Below are 17,390 nucleotides of genomic sequence, written 5' to 3' on the forward strand. Positions count from 1 at the left end.
CCTTATGCCCCGTTCATCCAAAATTTATCCCCGTGACGCAGCACCAGCTTATTGCCCGCTCGCACTGTATGGGTATGTTCTTGTGGATGGCATTTGCCGCCCACAGTGCCACTTTTAACGCCATTGGCTACGCCAGGCTGGTCGCCGAGGGTCTGCGGCACAAAACTCTGGGAAAACACCACCACCGGCTGGCCGTTGGCGCGCACAGTTTTCTCCGGAGCTGAGCTGTCTGCCAGTTTCGCCACCACAGGATAGGGAATTGGCGGGGTGGAGCAGCCCATTGGGGTCTTGCACACATCCGGCAGGATACCGACAATCATCCAGGTGCTGGCAGTACGAGCGAGGTAGTTATCAGCCATTTTCTTTTTCCTCTTCTTCCAACGGTGCCAGTTTGAGCAACGGTGCATCCGGATTGATTTCAAACCGCGCTTCGGCGACCCGCACAGGCAGCGAAGTCTTGAAATTCAGCCGGCAGGTCAGGTACAGCGTTTTGGCATCGCTGTCGAGAATTAATGTATCCGCGCGCATTGGCACGGGCAGTAGTATGCCATTTTGCATTCGTAGCAGGATAAATGGACGGTGCCCTGGCAAACGGATATGCAGCTCACCATCGGGGGTCAGGCCACTTAGGGTGATAGCGATATCGGTAGCAGGCCAGTCAATCTGTTGATCTGCCGGCGCACCATTCCAGTAGCCAAAATCAAAATCTTTTGGCAGGTAAGGATGACGATGTGCCAGCCAATCATCATCGTATGTGCCGGCTAATGTGCGGCGGGGTAGCCACGGGCGACCGATAAAGCCCATACCTTGTGGCTGGTAGGCCGGAATCTTAGGTGATAACGTGTCATCAAGCTGGGCGATAAAATGCTCAACGGTGAACGGTGCATCCGACCGGATAATGCGAGGTGCTGGATAGCGGGTGAATGATTTGGCCTCAGCATACCACGGGATGATAAACCCTCTTCCCAGCGGATTGGTTTCACAAGTGGCGTGAGCAATGGGCGCTTTCTCACCGTCAGGGTGCTGTTGGCGTTGCGCTGGCGTCAGGCGGTCACTGTCCTTGATACGCTGGCTCGCTTCATCATTAGTGTAGATTTTGCACTCGCCGCCAAAGGCATAACGGTAATCCAGCAGCAGCGAGGTAAACGGCTTTGGCGCGGTCAGTTGCCAGTGACCACCCGCATCGCGGATAAATTCCCGTTCACCGGTGATGGTCAGGGTTTTGTCGATCAAGGTCTGCCCGTGCTTACTCTGCACCTGCAATCGCACAGGAAATTCGGTACAGGGCTTGCCCTCTGGCGCATACGCCGTGCCGTTGACAATGACATCACAGTGCGGTTTAAACGGCGCCAGGTCACTTTCCTGCAATACCTGCGAGGTATTCGTGACCCCGCGATATTCATCCTGCAAACACAAGGGCGGTGGGGGCAGCAGTTCGGCACTATATTCCCCCAGTCCGGTAGGCAGGAGTTGATAGCCAATTTTCATCACCACCACGTGATGTTCGGTATCTTCGATATCGAGCATCTGATAGTTCATCACCGCAAAAGGGGTCAGGTTACGAAATTCCATCTCAGGGTGTCCTTTTAGTTCAGATCGATATCTTTACCAGTGATTTGCACCGCGCCGCTGGCCTCAAATTTGAATTCACTGCCTTGTATCGTGATTTTGCCGGCACTGTCCATGCGCAACACACTCAGGCCGCAGCGCAGTTCAATCACATCTCCGGCGTTGATGGAAAGGGTGTTGGTAATGGTTTCCGCCTTGTGCGCACCGACTTCGATGATATAGTCCTTGCCAGTAGTGAGTCTGCGTACTTTCCCTACTTTTTCCGTGCTATCGAAGGTGACAGTTTCCTCTTTGTTCTCATTGACCATGATGGCCTGATTTTTCTCCACGGTTTCGCGGTGGTTAGCGAGTACATGGGTATCGCGGTTGTTGAGTACCTTGGTATACATGTCCTTCTGCGCGTGCAGTGCCAGCCGTTCACTGCCCTTGGCATCTTCAAACAGTAGTTCGTTATAACCCTCGCCCTTGTGGGTTTTGGAACGGAAAGCCATCTGAGTTTTGCTGCCCGGCAAGGCACCCGGCGGGATGTTGCTGGCATGGTAAGTACGCCCGGTCACTATTGGCTGGTCGGGATCACCATGCAGGAAGTCCACCACGACTTCTTGTCCGATACGCGGAATGGCGAGCATTCCCCAGCCCTGACCAGCCCACGGCTGGCTGACCCGTATCCAGCATGAACTCTGGTCGTCGCTGCGTCCATAGCGGTCCCATGGGAATTGCAGGCGCACTCGACCGTACTGGTCGCAAAAGATTTCTTCCCCGGCTGGGCCCACCACCTTGGCAATTTGTGGGCCATCAATCACCGGTTTGGGCAACGGTGCAGGGCGCCAGTTCTGGTTCTGACGGATGAAATAGAAGTGGCTGTTCAGCGTGGTGCCAGAGCCTGAGCTGGCCGTTTCCAGTGCCTGCGGCTGGCTGCCACTGTGGCTGGTGGAGACGGTCTGCCATGACTGGTTCAGGTCTTCTCGCGGATGATTATCGAGAATGAATAATTTTCCCGGCTGTAAGGCAATTGCATTGCCGCTGCCCTCTCCGGTCATGGCGTCGCTGCGCAGTGCCTCCAGGCGGTAGCGGGTGAACGCTTTGCCGTGAGCCTCGTCTTTGAAGCGGCCCGGATAGTCGTAGTGTTCGTAGTAAAGCTGTTGCAGGTTTTCGTCTCGTATCTGTTGGTGAAATTCGGCCGGCCAGGCGGGATTCTTGAAGGTGTAATCCTTAAGCTGTACCTGAGCCGGGCGTACCTGTGCACTGCTGGTCAGGCTATTGACAGCCGGTTCGCCCAGCGTGCTGGCCTCGCTCGGTTGATAAGGCAGGCGTATACCCGGCGGTACCGAACCGCAGTCATCGGCAAACACCAGTGTATTGCGCCCGTTGCTGCATTCGAAAAAGTAGAAAATCCCTTCTTCTGCTGTCAGTCGTTGCAGGAAATCGAAATCGCTTTCTTGATATTGCACGCAGAATTCGCGTTCTGGGTGCGGGTGGCGCAGGTTGAACACCACGTCGCGGATGCTGTGTTCCTTGAGGATTTTGGTGATGATGCCGGTGATATTGAGCTGCTGGAAGATGCGCGAGTTCTGTCGCAGGGTAGTGCGCCACAGGTCGGGGCGGATGCTCATCCGGTAGGTGGTTTGGTGTAAACCGGTGTTGCCTTGTTCAAAGCGGGTGACGATACCGGTGACGCTGCGCTGTTCGATACCATTTTGCAAAATGGTCAGTGTCGCCGTACGGTCAAGCACCAGCGGGAAAGCAATGGCTGAGTCGGCACTCGCCAGCCCCACTTCCAGGGTAAAGGGGCGCGAGAAATGCTCGGTCAGGCTGAAGTCGGTGACGACAAAGGTCTGTGCCGGCAAGCCGCCCGCGGTCAGAGTGAACAGCAAACCACTGGGATCGGCTCCGCCACCCAGCCCTAATTTCTGGCCGATTTGCTGCAACATCTTGCCTGCAGTCGTGTCACCGGCGGCGGCCTGGGTAGCCAGCCCTTGTCCGCCAGCGAAACCCCCACCCATACCGCTGATCATGCTGCCAGCACCGCGACCGCCCACTGCCTTACCTGTTCCCCCGGTAAAGCCCCCACCCATGCCACTGATCATGCTATTGGTACTGAGATGGGCGGTGGTGTTATCCCCCGCACCCGTTAACAGCCCCTTGACCTGTTTCACCTTCTGTGTCGCTTGCTGTCCTTGTTCCAATAGCGCTTTTCCTTTCTTCAATTTTGTGAGGTGCTTTTTCATTGGCATGGTGTATCTCCCTGAGATGACGTTAATCTTACACACATTGTCCCGGACAAATTGGTCAATTAAAGACGCAAGACGCGCCTTGTGATAATTTGAAGAGACGTTGTTAGCCGAATATATCGGCTAATTCGTGGTGAATAAAATGGGGAGGAATAATAAATAATAAAAAAGCAAAAACAAAATAAAATCCAGTGAAATAAAAAGTGGCTTCCAACAATCACAGGATGAAAAATTAAAATCATTGCTTCACTGGCGCAATGCGCGGTATTTTTATATATAGTTAACTTATTATTTCGCATGATTTGGCTGGCAGAAAATAGCCATTTAATTAACGTATTGATTTAAATGTAAAAATGAAATTGCCGTTGTCTTTAAGATGGTGATCTTTTTAATTTCGTGATCATAATCACGAAAATTGTGTTTGAATGAATGGCTCCGTAGGATCCTACGGGTGTGCCAGAGTCAATTGCCGTATTACACTAAGCTGTTGTGACAGAGTTGGTTGGGAAATTTCCATTCCAAAAAATCAGAGAAAATGGTTGGAATAATATTGATGATATCTTTTTTATGAATTAAATGCATTTTAGTTCTGATTATTTTTAACATATAAAATATAAGGATTTAGGCATAAAATTCAAAATGTTCACTGTAAGATAAGAACAGATGAAAGTTTTATTATAGGAAAGAGTCCACTCTAATTACAGTTGTGGTGTGCGGTAATTTGAAAGAGTGAGGAGAGGTTAATTATTTATTGATTTAAAGGGGGATATGTCATGAATTCATTTGAAAACAAGGTGATATTGATCACTGGAGGAACGGCGGGAATAGGGTTGGCTACTGCAATTGAATTTGCGAAAAAGGATGGAAGAGTCCTTTTGGTGGGGAGAAATGTTGATAAAGGTAGTAAAGCAATAGCACAAATGCCACATAATGCTAACTGTGAGTTTTATTCTGCTGATATGAGTAAACGTTCAGACATTAAGCGGCTTTTTTCATATATTAAAGCGCATTATGGACGTTTGGACATTGCTGTTAATAATGCTGGAATATTCGGTGTTTCGTTTACTAAAATAACTGAATATCCGGATGAAATATGGGATGAAGTCATTGCGACGAATGTGACGGGTGTATATCAATGTATGAAGTATGAGATACCGTTAATGGAGCAATCAGGTGGAACAATAGTAAATGTCGCATCAGTTTCAGGTTTAAAAGCGAATTATGCAGGAGGGTGCGCTTATACTGCCAGTAAACATGCGGTGGTTGGATTGACAAAGTCTGCGGCTTTAGAAATGGCAAAGTCAAATATTAGGATTAATTCTGTGTGTCCAGGATTAATCAGGACAGATATGTCAGTCAGTGTGTTTGGAGAGAATTTAGATGCGTATGGTGACACCCACCCAATTGGAAGGATTGGGGAAGTGGAAGAAGTGGCTAATGCTATCGTGTGGTTATCTAGTAACAAAGCGGAATTCATTACAGGTTGTTGTTTACCCGTTGATGGCGGCTTAATGGTAAAATAGACTTGAAATACTAATCTCTTGAGTTGATAAATAATAAGATCCGTGACGGACAGGGATATGGCTGTACCCAATCCGTCTTTTTAGTTTCTTTTATCTAAAAATCAATATGGGTTTTAATAGAACGATATAATCAATATATTATTCTGTATTCTTGCCATTAAAGTAGATTGATGTTTTTAGAAAATAATGCGTATAATAAATAGACTAAAAAATAAAAATTGCCTACAATATTTAGGTATTGAATTAAACTGTAATGAGTTATTTTACTATAAATTTAGTCTAAAATTAGAGGAAATAAGATGGCAAAAGGAAACTTTTTGACAGTCGGCGACAAAACGACGTGTGGTGGCGCCATTCTGACTGGAACCATTAGTATTAAATTTTATGGAAAACAAGCGGCAATTGAAGGTTCTGCTGTGACTTGCGGGAGATATTCGGGAAATTATACTGTTGTTGGTGGAGTCAGCTCTTTTTTGGATAAAGGAACGAAATTAGCAGGAACTTTGGATAGTCGGACTACTTGTCCTTGTAATGCAGGATTTATCCATTCTATTCCTGATACTTATCAAAAATAGACCTGAAAATTTAGCAATTCAGTAGCGGTAATTTTGCTGTGATAACTCGCCTTTTGATATTATTAGGAAATATTATGGGAAGCTATGAAAATTACACTATGGATAGAGCAGACTTGATGTTGCACCCTGTTATTGGTGGAGAGTTGATATTACTAAATTATGTCGGATTTGCACAGGAAAGTAGATTTAAATTTTTAAAAAAGATAGAAAATTGGAACGGAATGGATGATTCTGAAATATTAAAGGTCATTAATTTAAAAGAATATATTTGTAGTAATATTTTTATAATTAATGAGGGTTACTATATAAAGGATGAAGTCTATCTGATGGATTTAAATAATCTTGATGATTTTGTTGAGAATTATTTTAAGCTGAATTCTGGTTGTTTTTTTGATGGTGATACATTTTTCATATCACCTTTAAATAAAACTCTGATTGAGTTTCAACATGATGGTTATGTGTTTTTGCATAAACTTCCTATTTTGTTAAATGAACATGGTAAAGCCAGGATTTTGAATAGGAAAAGCATGTTATAAATAATAGGATGATTTATTTGAAGATGACATAAAAATCCTTGATAAATAATTATTCTTATCTGTGTTCACCATGATGCCCCCTGTAATTGCTGTTATTATGCCAATTTTGCTTTAAAAGCATTATAAAGCCGTTTGGCGGGGGTGATTTTTATCATAACCATTTCTTGACAAACTCTTCCAACGGCATCGGACGGTCAAAGTAATATCCCTGCAAATAATCGACAGAATAGTTCGTTAACTGATTAACCTGTTCTTGGTTTTCAATTCCTTCTGCCACAATTTCCAGGTGCAATCGCAGGGCAAGGTCAATGATATTTTCCACAATATTTTTTGAAACCATATCGGTATTCATTTTGCTAATAAAGTTATGTCCGATTTTCACTAAGTTAACATTAAGTTTTTGTAAATAATTGTGATTAGAGAAACCTGTGCCAAAGTCGTCCAGTGCAATTAATACACCTAATTCATCCAATTTATTGAATAAATGAATGGTATGATTATCAACTTCCAGTAATTCTCGTTCGGTAATTTCCAAAATCAGTTTGATGGAATTTGCTGGAAATGATTTCAGAAAATGATGACAATCATCAATTAATCTAATGTCTTTATAATGTTTTGCGCTAATATTGAAATTAAAATGGAAATTTGCAGGTAATTGATGAGCAATAGGTGAAAAATAGTTTCTCACTTGGGTGATTAGGTTATGCGTTAAGGGAATAATCAAATCTGATTTTTCAATTTGGGCGATAAATTTGTTTGGTGTCAATAATCCATGAATTGGGTGTTGCCAGCGAACAAGGATTTCACATCCAATGATTGCATTGTTTTTACTACAAATAATTGGCTGTATATAGGGAATGAATTGCTTATTTTTAATCGCTTTTTTCAAACGATATTCAGGGATAGTAATGGTTTTGGTATGTTTATAAAAAAACATTGCAGATATGAATGTAAGCAGAGACATTAAAATAAATACACAGACTAATTCTACATCTGGTTGGATATTATCCTGATAATTGGAAAATAATCGCCAGAATATAAAACTTGTGCTGGCAGTGATGGTAATGAATAACATCACAAACATCCGATACAGGGATCGGTATGATTTCAGATTCAGCCCCATCATATCTCCTTTTTTGATAAAGCTCATTACTTAACAGTAGGCTTGTTATCCAAACTATGCAAAATTTTATTAACTTATTGATTACAAAAAAAAGAGGCTCTTTTTTGCGAAAACAACTTCGGCTATATTACAGGAAGAATTCAAAGACGGGAAATAACTATATGACGATATGGCAAAATTGGAGGGGAATTTTTTTATAATTGCTGAGGATGATCAAGATAAACAAATATTACTGCCATCCGTGGCTAAATTATTATTTTATTTATATCAGTATATTATCAGGTTGCCCGTAGTAAACAGGGCTGTTTTAAAACCTATATTGTCTGCTTCATGGTATAGCTATGATGGTGTCGTTATCACAATGGCAACTCGGCGATTTTCTGCCCGACCTTTTGAACTGCGGTTATCGGCGATAGGTTGGCTTGGCCCTAATCCACGAGTTGTCAGATTAGTACGCTGCATACCTCCCTGTGTCAGTGCATCTGCAACGGTGTTGGCTCGTTTCAATGATAATTGATTGTTGTAACTCACTTCTCCGTAGTTGTCAGTGTGACCATCAAGGCGTGCGTGGTGGATACCAACTTTGGATAAAATACTTGCGAGTTGTTTCAATTTTATTTCACCTTCTGGACGTAAGTGAAATTGATTATTACCAAACAGCACTTTTTCTGATATACCAAATAACCAACCTTCATCGGTTTGTTGAAATCCCTGTTGTTTAAGTGCGGCGATTTGTGTGGCCGTCAACGACCCTTTATTCTGACAGGCGCTGAGGAAAAGTGTGCCAATAAACGCAAAGATAAATACACAATAACGATTTCTGCTCATAGAGGGTTCCTTGATAGATAGTTTAGTTTTGTTGTATCAGCGGAATACCAGCCACCGCCTCGTTGTTTAATGTGATACATCGCCGCATCGGCTTCGGAGAGTAATTGGTCTGCTGTTAGTTCACCATTGGATAATGCAATACCGATGCTGAGTGTGATACGTAGATGTTGTCCGTTGGGAAGGAGAATGGGAGTATCCATGGCATGAATGATATTTTTGGCAACGCGTTCTGCATCTTCTGGATTGGCGGAAGGTAACAGGATAGCAAATTCGTCCCCGCCAAGCCGGGCAACGGTATCTGTTTTTCTTACTCTTCGTTTTAATGTGGTGGCGATAGTGACAAGCACGTGATCGCCGGCAGCATGTCCATAAACATCGTTGACATATTTCAGCCTGTTACCATCAATAAATAATATCGCTGCACTTTCACGCATAAATTTATCGCTCATGACGGTTGAAAGAACGCGTTCAAAAGTGGCCCGATTTGGCAGACCTGTCAGGGAATCATGTTGTGCTTGCCAGGTTAAAGCGGCTTTTTCTGTTTGCAGATGGTGTTGCCACTCTTCCAGTTCTTCTAGCAGGTGATTGAAAACCTGGCTTAACTCATGCAACTCAGCAATATGAGCAGAGGGCACACGTCGTGAAAATATCCGCCGTAGCCGCACATCATGGGCGACGGCTGTAATGTTTTGCAGAGCTCTGACGATACCATCATGCATACGCAATGAAAGGTAGAGTGAAATGACGGCACTGAACAGCAGACAGGCAAATAGCACCAGTAGGGCCTGATAAATAAATTTGATGATGTGGCAACTGTTACCAATTAACCAGACTGAACCTACTTTTTGCTGATGGTGGTAAATTGGCAGGGTGAAAGGTTCAGGAAAAAGCCAATGCTCGATCAATTTCTTGAAATTGCCAGTACGAGTCTCTTGATTGGCTTGCCAACTGGCTAACACCTGTTGTTTGGCATCGAAAATTTTGGCTTCTGTAAAACTATCGTGAACGGCAATCATTGCCAATATTTCGTTTGCTGCGGTTTTATCCTGAAATACCACGGCTGCCTGTGCAGTATGGGCAATGGTCGTGGCTATCAGCTTTAAACTGTTTTCGGCATATTTCTGCATGGCAAGCAGTGCCAGTAACGATAAGAACAAGCCGACTACGGATAATATGATAAACGTAATGACCAAATGGATCCGGTGGAAAGCGTGACGTAAAGTCGGGCGCGATGGCATCAGTGAATAACGTTTTTTCATATAAATTATTCTACCTTACGAGCCAATTGCAGGACATTCGGGTGTACGCGCACGCCGCTGCGCGTGAGAATATCAAGATTGAGGCTAAATGTTGCCGGAGTGCTGTTAATGTTGAGGCAAAATGCGCTGCCAATTTCACAGTTCGGATTATTTTCAGCAATGGTAAGCAATGGTTTGTCATTTTTCAGGTTGATCACCTGATGTTGAAGTTGTGGATCAACTTGACCATAGTAAATTACATCACATCTTTCTATGAGTTGTTCTACGTTGAAATTTAGTGTTTCAACTTGCAATTCTGTGTGATCAGAGATCATATCAATGTGGGTTAAGGCGCTAATGTAATTGGATGGAGGAACCAGACATAAGTGCAGGATAGTAGGTGTAATAGGCCAGTGGGTATAACTGATAATTCCAGAAACTACCCGCACTACATTTTCGTTGCGTGCTGTTTTTTCATTGATTATTTGTTTTTCATTGGTTTCAGGCATAGCCATTACTGCTGAATTACATGCGACAGTGATTAAGCATAAGGTTATCAATACCCGTAAAAATAATCTGGAGACACAACGTCTAAAAATAGTGTGTTTACAAAGATGATGAATCCGTTCAATCACTTTCATATCGGGTTCCAGTATATATTTTTCATCCAGTATTTGTTTTTCATATTGTAAATGGTCGTGCTAAAGTTATTGATAAAATCTGTTCTCAGTCAGGACCTATCTCATTCAGTATCATTTCCTTAATGAGATAGGTTGTAAAACCGTTATCTGCCAAATAAGATTATTGGCAATCTAATTGATACCTTTAAGGTATAATTTCATTTATTAGTGAATAAATGACTATTTCTATATTGATACATCTTCATTGATTCCTATTATATGTCCATGGTTGTCATAAGTGATACTGGAAACTTTGCTTTGCCTTAAGGTATCAAACCACTTTTGCTCCAACGTAAAACTCTGCGCCACCTCAGTGTGGGTTAACGCAGGTCGATGACGACGACGTTCGATCCTGAATCGATGTTGGTTGTATTTTGCCCAGCCAATGAGCAAAAATGCATTAAATACGGCAATGGCAATATAAAGGGCAATGACGCCCAGCTCTGAAGTAAATAATGTCGAAGTCAAAGGCCCGGGTGCATTATGGGAGGCGTAAAATAATCCCGCCATGAATAAATAGATAAAACCCGCCCAAGCCAGGATGGTCAACAAAATATCAATTAAACGAGGCCATAACCTTTGTTCGGTAAAAATCAAGGGTTCTTTCATGATTCGATTCTCTCTATTCCCCTGTCAGGGCTTTCCCAGCGAGCACGTTTTCTGTGTACTTTAAGCATCACTTTGGGAAAAGATACCAAGGTCGTAAATAGGTTTAGCATCCAATAAACCATCGGATACCAAATCACCCAGAACAGCGATGAGGCAACATGTTTTTCATAGCGTCGTTCAATCACTAAACTGACGGTAAACTGGATCAGGCAGGTAGCCGCCAGAACTAACCCCGTATATCCAGGTGGAAATAGTGAATAGACGCGAATGTTTTCCGGTAATGTGATGAACATGCCGAGTAAAAATAAAATGATGGAAAGGGCAAATGTAAATGACCAGATAACAGAACAGCAGAATTCAGCAAATAACCCCCACATGCGGCGATATTGCCATGACCACAATTGACGCAGGTTTTTCAGGAAAACTTCGGCTCCACCCTGTGCCCAGCGTAACCGCTGCTTCCATAATCCTTGTAGGGTTTCAGGCATTAAGATCCAGCAGATAGCACGGGGTTCGAAAAAGATGGACCAATGATGTAACTGGAGTTTCCAACTCACATCAATATCTTCTGTGATCATGTCGTTACTCCAATACCCCACGTCGGCCAATGCCCTGCGATTAAAGGCCGCAACAACACCTGAAACGGTAAAAACCTGACCATAAACCCGTTGGGTACGTTTGATTAGGCCAATGATGGAAGAAAATTCCCCAACCTGAATGCGCCCAACTAAGGTGGATCGTGTGCGAACGCGGGGATTGCCTGTAACAGCACCAACACGGGGATGATCAATCATGGGCTTGACCAGCCAAACAGCCGCATCGCGATCTAACAGGGCATCGCCATCAATACAGACCAGATAATCACTTTTCGCGGCAGCGGCACCTGCTTGAAGCGCAGTGGCTTTGCCTTGATTCTGTTTCAGGTGTATCACTCTCAAGGCTTGATGTTGTTTCGCCATCGCATTGAGTTCATCCGCGGTGCTGTCGGTTGAACCATCATTGATAGCGATCACTTCAATATTGGGGTAGCGCTGGTTCAAGGCTGCCAGCAGTGTTTCGCGAACATTTGGCCCTTCGTTGTAGCAAGGGATCAAAATTGAAATCAGCGGTTTTCCTTCAAGATGCGGAGCTTCTTCATCAACGATTTTCCAATGCCTTTCCCGATAGATCCAGAAATAGATCCCTCCTGAGATCCAGATGGCCGACATGAACAAAGGCCAGAAAAAGACAAAGTTCAGCATGACTTCCCCGGTAAAGGTGATAGCGATACCGAGAGGGATGCTTAATACCAGACAGAGCACTGCAAAAGCAATAATACGATCAATCATTAAGTGGATACCATTCAGGAGAAAGAACAGGGCGAATTTCATTCATTTCTGGTTGATTATTGAGAAAGTCATCAGGGTAGTAACCGAAACTCTGTGCGCCATTGAGTTGCAATTGACGCATCCATTCTGCTAATTGGTGCCCTGGGATCGCTCTTTTATCCAGTGGCTTGCGCCAATCTACGGATTGCAATTCAAAGACAGTTTTGTCCAGTGCTTGTGGGCGTTGTGCAATGATTTTTACCAATCGGGATAACCACTGATTGCTTTTTGCCAGAGGCACATTTTCCATCAATGGCATTGCCATTGGGGCAACCCAATCGTAGTGAGCGAGGAAATCATCCAGATTTTGGGCAAACCACTCTTCGCTGTCCGGTTCCAGAATGGGCAGGGCAAAAATATTGCGCGCAGTTTTGAGTTGATAACCCCGTATTGATTTAAGTTCCTTGGTTAACTCATGAGTGAAATCAATCAGGTATTGGCTTTTAAAGCGTGTCCAACGGGCAAATTGTTCTGGATCTTGCCGAATTTCTGCAATGGAAGCAGATAAACCTGCGTCCTGATAAGCCTTGATGGCATCTGCGCCAGCATCTTCAAAATCAGACATGACTGCGTCATCGTGATACAGGATGCCCTGAAAAATAGCATGAGAGGCCAAATCTTGATAAATCTCTTTGATCCTTCGACGGTTTTCTGGATTATAAGGCGATAAACGACGATATTGTGTCGGATTTACAAACAGCTTGTTATGACTTGCGTCATAGCTCATCACCCGTGGGAGTGAAGACTCCAGCTCAAAGGCCAGAACGGGCATCCATGCATAAACTTCAATATTCAGGCGGCTGTGCAATTGCCAGGCAACACGGTTAAAAAGGTCAGCACGCATCGGTAGCCAGCGATTAGGAAAATAGAGCTCACGGACATTGCCATCACCTTTGGGATCAGCAAAGGCTTGCAGGAACACGGTATTGACGCGCAGATCGGCAATGCGCTGAACCAGCTTGTCGAGATTATGAGCTTGTTGAACGGGATTAGGATCATAAACATAATCCAGATCAATATGAGCAATCCGTAAGATCGGTTTATTTTGTACCTGAATTACCTGCTCGGCGAATGCTTTCAGGGAAGGGTTATGTGTGAGCAAGATACGTGGAACATTATCAAGATTGTTGACGTTTGCCAGCCCGTTGTCCAGCGTCAATGCCATTTTGTAGCCGTAGCGTTTGGCTATTTCCAGCGTAACACCGCTATCGATGCCATAAGGCCAAATCCAGACCCGTGGCTGCTTGCCTGTGGCAGTGATAATTCTTTGGGTAATAGTAACGATATCCTTTTCTATCCGCAGGCGGAACGCTTGCTCACTTTCATAGTTACCTGTTTTCGGATCGTAAATGCGAATGGCTGCGGCCGGCTCGGTATTGCCTTGTGGATTAGCGATGGCACCATAGTGATGCTGATAAGTATGGGAGCCTATTTCCACTAAACCAGAACGGGACATCTCAGCCACCTGTTCCCAGGTAGTGAAACGTTCCCGCGCTACCATCAATCCACCAAAATCAACGGGTTTTTTGGCTGGCGCATCAACCCAGATCCCAACGGGAGCCAGAATAGCAGGCCAGTTATAAGCTTTCAGCAGCGGAAATACGCGATGGTAGAAACTACTATAGCCATCATCGAAAGTCAGCAATACGGCCTTGGGAGGCAGAGGCGTACCTCCCTGATTGGCGGTAAGAATTTGATCGACAGTAACAGGTTGGTAGCCATTTTCCCGTAGCCAGGCAAACTGATCGTTCAATGCGCTGGTACGGACTGACATAAAACGCTGATCTGCACCATCATCTTCAACATCATGGTAAGCGAGAACCACAAAACCATTCTCAGGCCAAGGGCGTTCATTCATGGGAAGCGGTCGTTGCGTTGGTGGAACGAAATCAGGTTTTTCTGCATATGCCAGCATGCCAAACTGGGGAATCAACAGACTAATCAGCAGTGCCGATATCATCAACCAATGACGAGAAACATTGTGTGTCATAAAAAATCCTTTAGAACCGATAGATTAAATCAAAAGCAGCTTGCAGATTACTTTCTCGTTTACCGTCATAAGGACGTTTATCCAGCGTGAGCCTTACCCCTGCGTCAATAACATCATTCCATTTAATACGCTGACCATATCCCATTATTGTGATCAGGCCGCTGCCGTACCCTTGCTGCCAATATTGCCCAATACCAGCCACAACTTGCTGGCTCCAGACGGTTTGATAATGCCGATACATGATGTGATCTGCTTCCAATTCAGGCAGGAAGGTAAAGTCGCTTTTGGGATTAAAATAGGGTGTATTTTGCCGGGTATTGTGGGTTGTACTCAGTTCCAACTGCGCATCAAGCTTCAGGTAAGAGGCAGTGTATAGGCGTTGAAGGCCGTCAATGCCATATTCAAAGCGATGGTTGCCATCTGAAAAGAATGCAGGGGCAAAGCGCGCACTCCATTGGCTGCGTTCGCTGTATCTCCAGCGAGTGTAAATTTGTCCACCATTGGCGTGGATATCATTGCCTAATGCACGCAGGGGAGTATTACGGGAGAAGCGTTCTGCGGAACTACCCAGTCGCCATTGATCATTAAAGTCATACCAGGCTGCGATTCGCAATCCCATCTTGTTGCCATGACGATAATTACGTGAGGAAACTTCACTTTCCAGCCAAAGATCCCGCGAACGCCACTCTACACCGCCGCGTAAATCACGGTTCAAGCTCCGGCCTTCTGAAAATTGGCCGCGATTGTAAGCACCACCGGCAAATAAGCGCCAATTATCCTCAAGGGGAGGACTATAAAGTATTGCGTCAATAACTGAACTGTGTCTGCCGCTTTCCGGGTTATCTGAATTAATGCCTTGATTGACCTTAATTTGCAGTTCTGACATATGATGCACATTACGCAGACGATTAAGGCGTTTAGCAAGCATATCTTCTGGTACGCGGGTAATAACATCATCGGCCAGCAAATCCATCTGTCGCCATTCTTGCAGGGTCAGGGCGGTATAACCTTGCTGGATTTCCAACGCCAGATTACGGTGATCGAGTCCTTCAATTTGCTTTAATTCACTCTCAGCACGACGCGGCCAACCTCGATCCAGCCAGATAGCCGCCAGGTCAATCCGTAACTTCTGGTTTCCGGGGGCAGTGCGGGCTAAATGGGTAAAGCGTTTTTCTGCTTCGGCAAGATCTTCACGTAATTGTGCAGACTCCGCTAAAAACTGTTGCCCTTGTAGCCAGTCATCATTCGGAACGCGAATGGGAGAGCCAAAGACATTAAGCATATAAGAATTGCGCTGCTTGATATTGGTAGCAAGTTGTTGAGCTGCATCCAGATGCTCACTTTCCACATTTGCATAAAAAAGGACGATATCATCTTCAAGGGGAATATTAGGCGGTGATATTTTCCCTGACGACAAGATATTTTCATCGGGGTAATTCAAGGAATGCAGAATATTTCGTGCTTTTTCTGGCTGTCGCAGATTCAGGTAAGCTGCCGCTACCCATTTCTGCGCATATTCTGGGATTTGCTTCTGTTCAGCTTGTTTTTGCAAAGCCAGATATTCATCAATAACTTCTTGCAGCCGATGGCGGGAAAGAAGGGCACCAAGCCGATCAATGCGCGCCTGTTGGTAATCTTGTTGTGCATCGGGTAGGCTGTGCCATTGGTTAAGCATATGTTCGTAGCGTGCAAGTGCCCAGTCAGCAATGTCAAAGCGCTCTTTTTCACTACGATTAGGGATCATTGACAAACGAACCAGTTCTGCTGTGGCGTCAGCTTCCAGCCTGCGCAGTTGCGCCGTGGTTAATTGTGTCGCGTGCTGTTGTCCCAGACGCCATGCAGGATCACTGACTCGATTGTTTTTCAGGCTGAACAGATAGTCTTGAGTAACGTCCTGATTGTGAGGAAACCATTTATGCGCGGTAGAAAGCATTTGCATGGCATCCCATATCCGGCCGGCAGCCTGGTCAACGTAGGCCATCAGACGGTAATTAGCAGCGTCGGGTTGATGAGCCAATAAATCTTTTGCCAAACGTCGGGCTTCTGCGTCTTGTTTGGCATCGGCGAGTGTCATGATAAGGCCAGCTTTGATGTCTCTGTTCTGCTTGTCCAGGGCCAGAGCTGTGCGCCATAGCTGGATTGCTTGTGACCATTGACGTTGGTTGCGATAGGCTCGGGCAACAGCCGCTATCCCTCTGGCGGGTATAGCCATTGAGCGATAGCGTTGCCAGAGAGAAATGACTTCATCATCATGTTCAGCCCAGCTTGCAATTTGCAACCAATCAGAAACTTGTGAGGAAGAAAGGCGATGTCGTTTCTCCTCCTGACGAATATATTCGAGCATGGGATTGGTATTACCATTTCTGGCTTGTTGAATTAATGCATCGTAATCTGCCTGAGCGGATTCCGTTGTTATTAAACAACTTAATGATATAAATAACGATAACAGCTTATACCGATATCTATGAAAGCCCATCGGACGGAAATAAAGATATGACACGCTATCCCCTTTTTATACTGCTTGTTGATTTTACAAATAGCAGGACCAGACGGAATTTAATTTAATTTAGATTAAGATGAATTTTTGCATTCTTCATTTTTGAAGAGGCAGAATAATACGTACTGCGTGAATTTATATCAATGGGAAAATTTCGTTAAGTAATTGCGATTATTTTGTTTTTCATTGATATCATGTCTATATGAAATAATATATAAGGATGATATTTATGTTTTGATATGAATTTTATTTGTTTTAAATCAGCGCGTTGTAAATTTATCACTCTGTCGTAAAAATGTTTTGGAAAATAAGGATTGATATTTTTGTTGTTTTCAATGAAAAAATCTTAGACTGAGTGTAAATATTTTTTATTACCGAAGGATGAATATTATTTGTTTTTTTGATTTTTTATTTTAAATAACTTGGTTAAAGTGAAGTTGATTTATTTTTCAGTATAAAAATGTGGTTTGTTGATCGTGTGATGACTATATTTCAAAATTAAATACTATTTTTACTCCATATACCGAAAATGTTAGCAAAATTGATATTCGGTTATTCTCTTTTGTGTGTGAATGTCAAACAATATTGCATTGGTGATTTACATTGGTAATTATATGGGTATTG

General features: G+C 44.1%; 14 protein-coding genes. 3 read left to right on the top strand and 11 right to left on the bottom strand.

Annotated features, from left to right (window positions below; all coding sequences use genetic code 11):
• Window positions 1-2 precede the first annotated feature (2 nt).
• The 3 genes from ACE1SE_RS12975 to ACE1SE_RS12985 are packed head-to-tail and all read right to left on the bottom strand — an operon-like array spanning window position 3 to window position 3,500.
• Window positions 3-359 carry a DUF4150 domain-containing protein gene (locus ACE1SE_RS12975; RefSeq protein WP_374051252.1) on the bottom strand — a complete coding sequence of 119 codons (357 nt, stop codon included), beginning with the start codon at window positions 357-359 and terminating at the stop codon, window positions 3-5.
• Window positions 352-1,572, bottom strand: coding sequence for a DUF2169 family type VI secretion system accessory protein (locus tag ACE1SE_RS12980; protein ID WP_374051253.1), 1,221 nt, complete (start codon window positions 1,570-1,572; stop codon window positions 352-354). Before ACE1SE_RS12980 ends, ACE1SE_RS12975 begins: the two co-directional genes overlap by 8 nt.
• Window positions 1,573-1,586: 14 nt before the next feature.
• On the bottom strand, window positions 1,587-3,500 hold the full coding sequence (locus ACE1SE_RS12985; protein ID WP_374053671.1) for a type VI secretion system Vgr family protein: 1,914 nt from the start codon (window positions 3,498-3,500) through the stop codon (window positions 1,587-1,589).
• Between the two features lie 1,073 nt (window positions 3,501-4,573).
• On the opposite strand from ACE1SE_RS12985, the gene ACE1SE_RS12990 reads away from it, so the two are divergent.
• From ACE1SE_RS12990 to ACE1SE_RS13000, 3 genes are all read left to right on the top strand, one after another.
• A complete protein-coding gene (locus tag ACE1SE_RS12990; RefSeq protein ID WP_374051254.1) occupies window positions 4,574-5,323 on the top strand; it encodes an SDR family NAD(P)-dependent oxidoreductase in 750 nt (249 codons plus the stop codon).
• 299 nt (window positions 5,324-5,622) lie between these two features.
• Window positions 5,623-5,898 carry a PAAR domain-containing protein gene (locus tag ACE1SE_RS12995; RefSeq protein WP_374051255.1) on the top strand — a complete coding sequence of 92 codons (276 nt, stop codon included), beginning with the start codon at window positions 5,623-5,625 and terminating at the stop codon, window positions 5,896-5,898.
• Between the two features lie 74 nt (window positions 5,899-5,972).
• On the top strand, window positions 5,973-6,434 hold the full coding sequence (locus ACE1SE_RS13000) for a hypothetical protein (RefSeq protein ID WP_374051256.1): 462 nt from the start codon (window positions 5,973-5,975) through the stop codon (window positions 6,432-6,434).
• 151 nt (window positions 6,435-6,585) lie between these two features.
• Here the strand turns inward: ACE1SE_RS13000 and ACE1SE_RS13005 are convergent, their stop codons facing one another.
• From ACE1SE_RS13005 to pgaA, 8 genes are all read right to left on the bottom strand, one after another.
• Window positions 6,586-7,509, bottom strand: a complete 924-nt coding sequence (locus ACE1SE_RS13005; protein WP_374051257.1) for an EAL domain-containing protein — start codon at window positions 7,507-7,509, stop codon at window positions 6,586-6,588.
• A 387-nt stretch (window positions 7,510-7,896) separates the two neighbouring features.
• Complete coding sequence (yfiB, locus tag ACE1SE_RS13010) at window positions 7,897-8,385, bottom strand: outer membrane lipoprotein YfiB (protein WP_374051258.1); 489 nt, start codon at window positions 8,383-8,385, stop codon at window positions 7,897-7,899.
• Window positions 8,382-9,644 carry a diguanylate cyclase DgcN/YfiN gene (gene dgcN / locus ACE1SE_RS13015; RefSeq protein WP_374051259.1) on the bottom strand — a complete coding sequence of 421 codons (1,263 nt, stop codon included), beginning with the start codon at window positions 9,642-9,644 and terminating at the stop codon, window positions 8,382-8,384. Before dgcN ends, yfiB begins: the two co-directional genes overlap by 4 nt.
• 5 nt (window positions 9,645-9,649) lie before the next feature.
• Window positions 9,650-10,132 (bottom strand): regulatory sequestration protein YfiR, encoded by a 483-nt coding sequence (gene yfiR / locus ACE1SE_RS13020; RefSeq protein ID WP_374051260.1) that lies wholly within the window; start codon window positions 10,130-10,132, stop codon window positions 9,650-9,652.
• A gap of 357 nt (window positions 10,133-10,489) precedes the next feature.
• Window positions 10,490-10,912 carry a poly-beta-1,6-N-acetyl-D-glucosamine biosynthesis protein PgaD gene (gene pgaD / locus ACE1SE_RS13025; RefSeq protein WP_374051261.1) on the bottom strand — a complete coding sequence of 141 codons (423 nt, stop codon included), beginning with the start codon at window positions 10,910-10,912 and terminating at the stop codon, window positions 10,490-10,492.
• Window positions 10,909-12,240, bottom strand: a complete 1,332-nt coding sequence (gene pgaC, locus ACE1SE_RS13030) for a poly-beta-1,6-N-acetyl-D-glucosamine synthase (RefSeq protein WP_374051262.1) — start codon at window positions 12,238-12,240, stop codon at window positions 10,909-10,911. Before pgaC ends, pgaD begins: the two co-directional genes overlap by 4 nt.
• Window positions 12,233-14,269, bottom strand: coding sequence for a poly-beta-1,6-N-acetyl-D-glucosamine N-deacetylase PgaB (pgaB, locus tag ACE1SE_RS13035; RefSeq protein ID WP_374051263.1), 2,037 nt, complete (start codon window positions 14,267-14,269; stop codon window positions 12,233-12,235). Before pgaB ends, pgaC begins: the two co-directional genes overlap by 8 nt.
• A 10-nt stretch (window positions 14,270-14,279) precedes the next feature.
• On the bottom strand, window positions 14,280-16,769 hold the full coding sequence (gene pgaA, locus ACE1SE_RS13040; RefSeq protein ID WP_374051264.1) for a poly-beta-1,6 N-acetyl-D-glucosamine export porin PgaA: 2,490 nt from the start codon (window positions 16,767-16,769) through the stop codon (window positions 14,280-14,282).
• Between the last annotated feature and the right edge of the window lie 621 nt (window positions 16,770-17,390).

Source organism: Xenorhabdus taiwanensis (genome assembly GCF_036512875.1).
GTDB classification, from domain to species: domain Bacteria; phylum Pseudomonadota; class Gammaproteobacteria; order Enterobacterales; family Enterobacteriaceae; genus Xenorhabdus; species Xenorhabdus taiwanensis.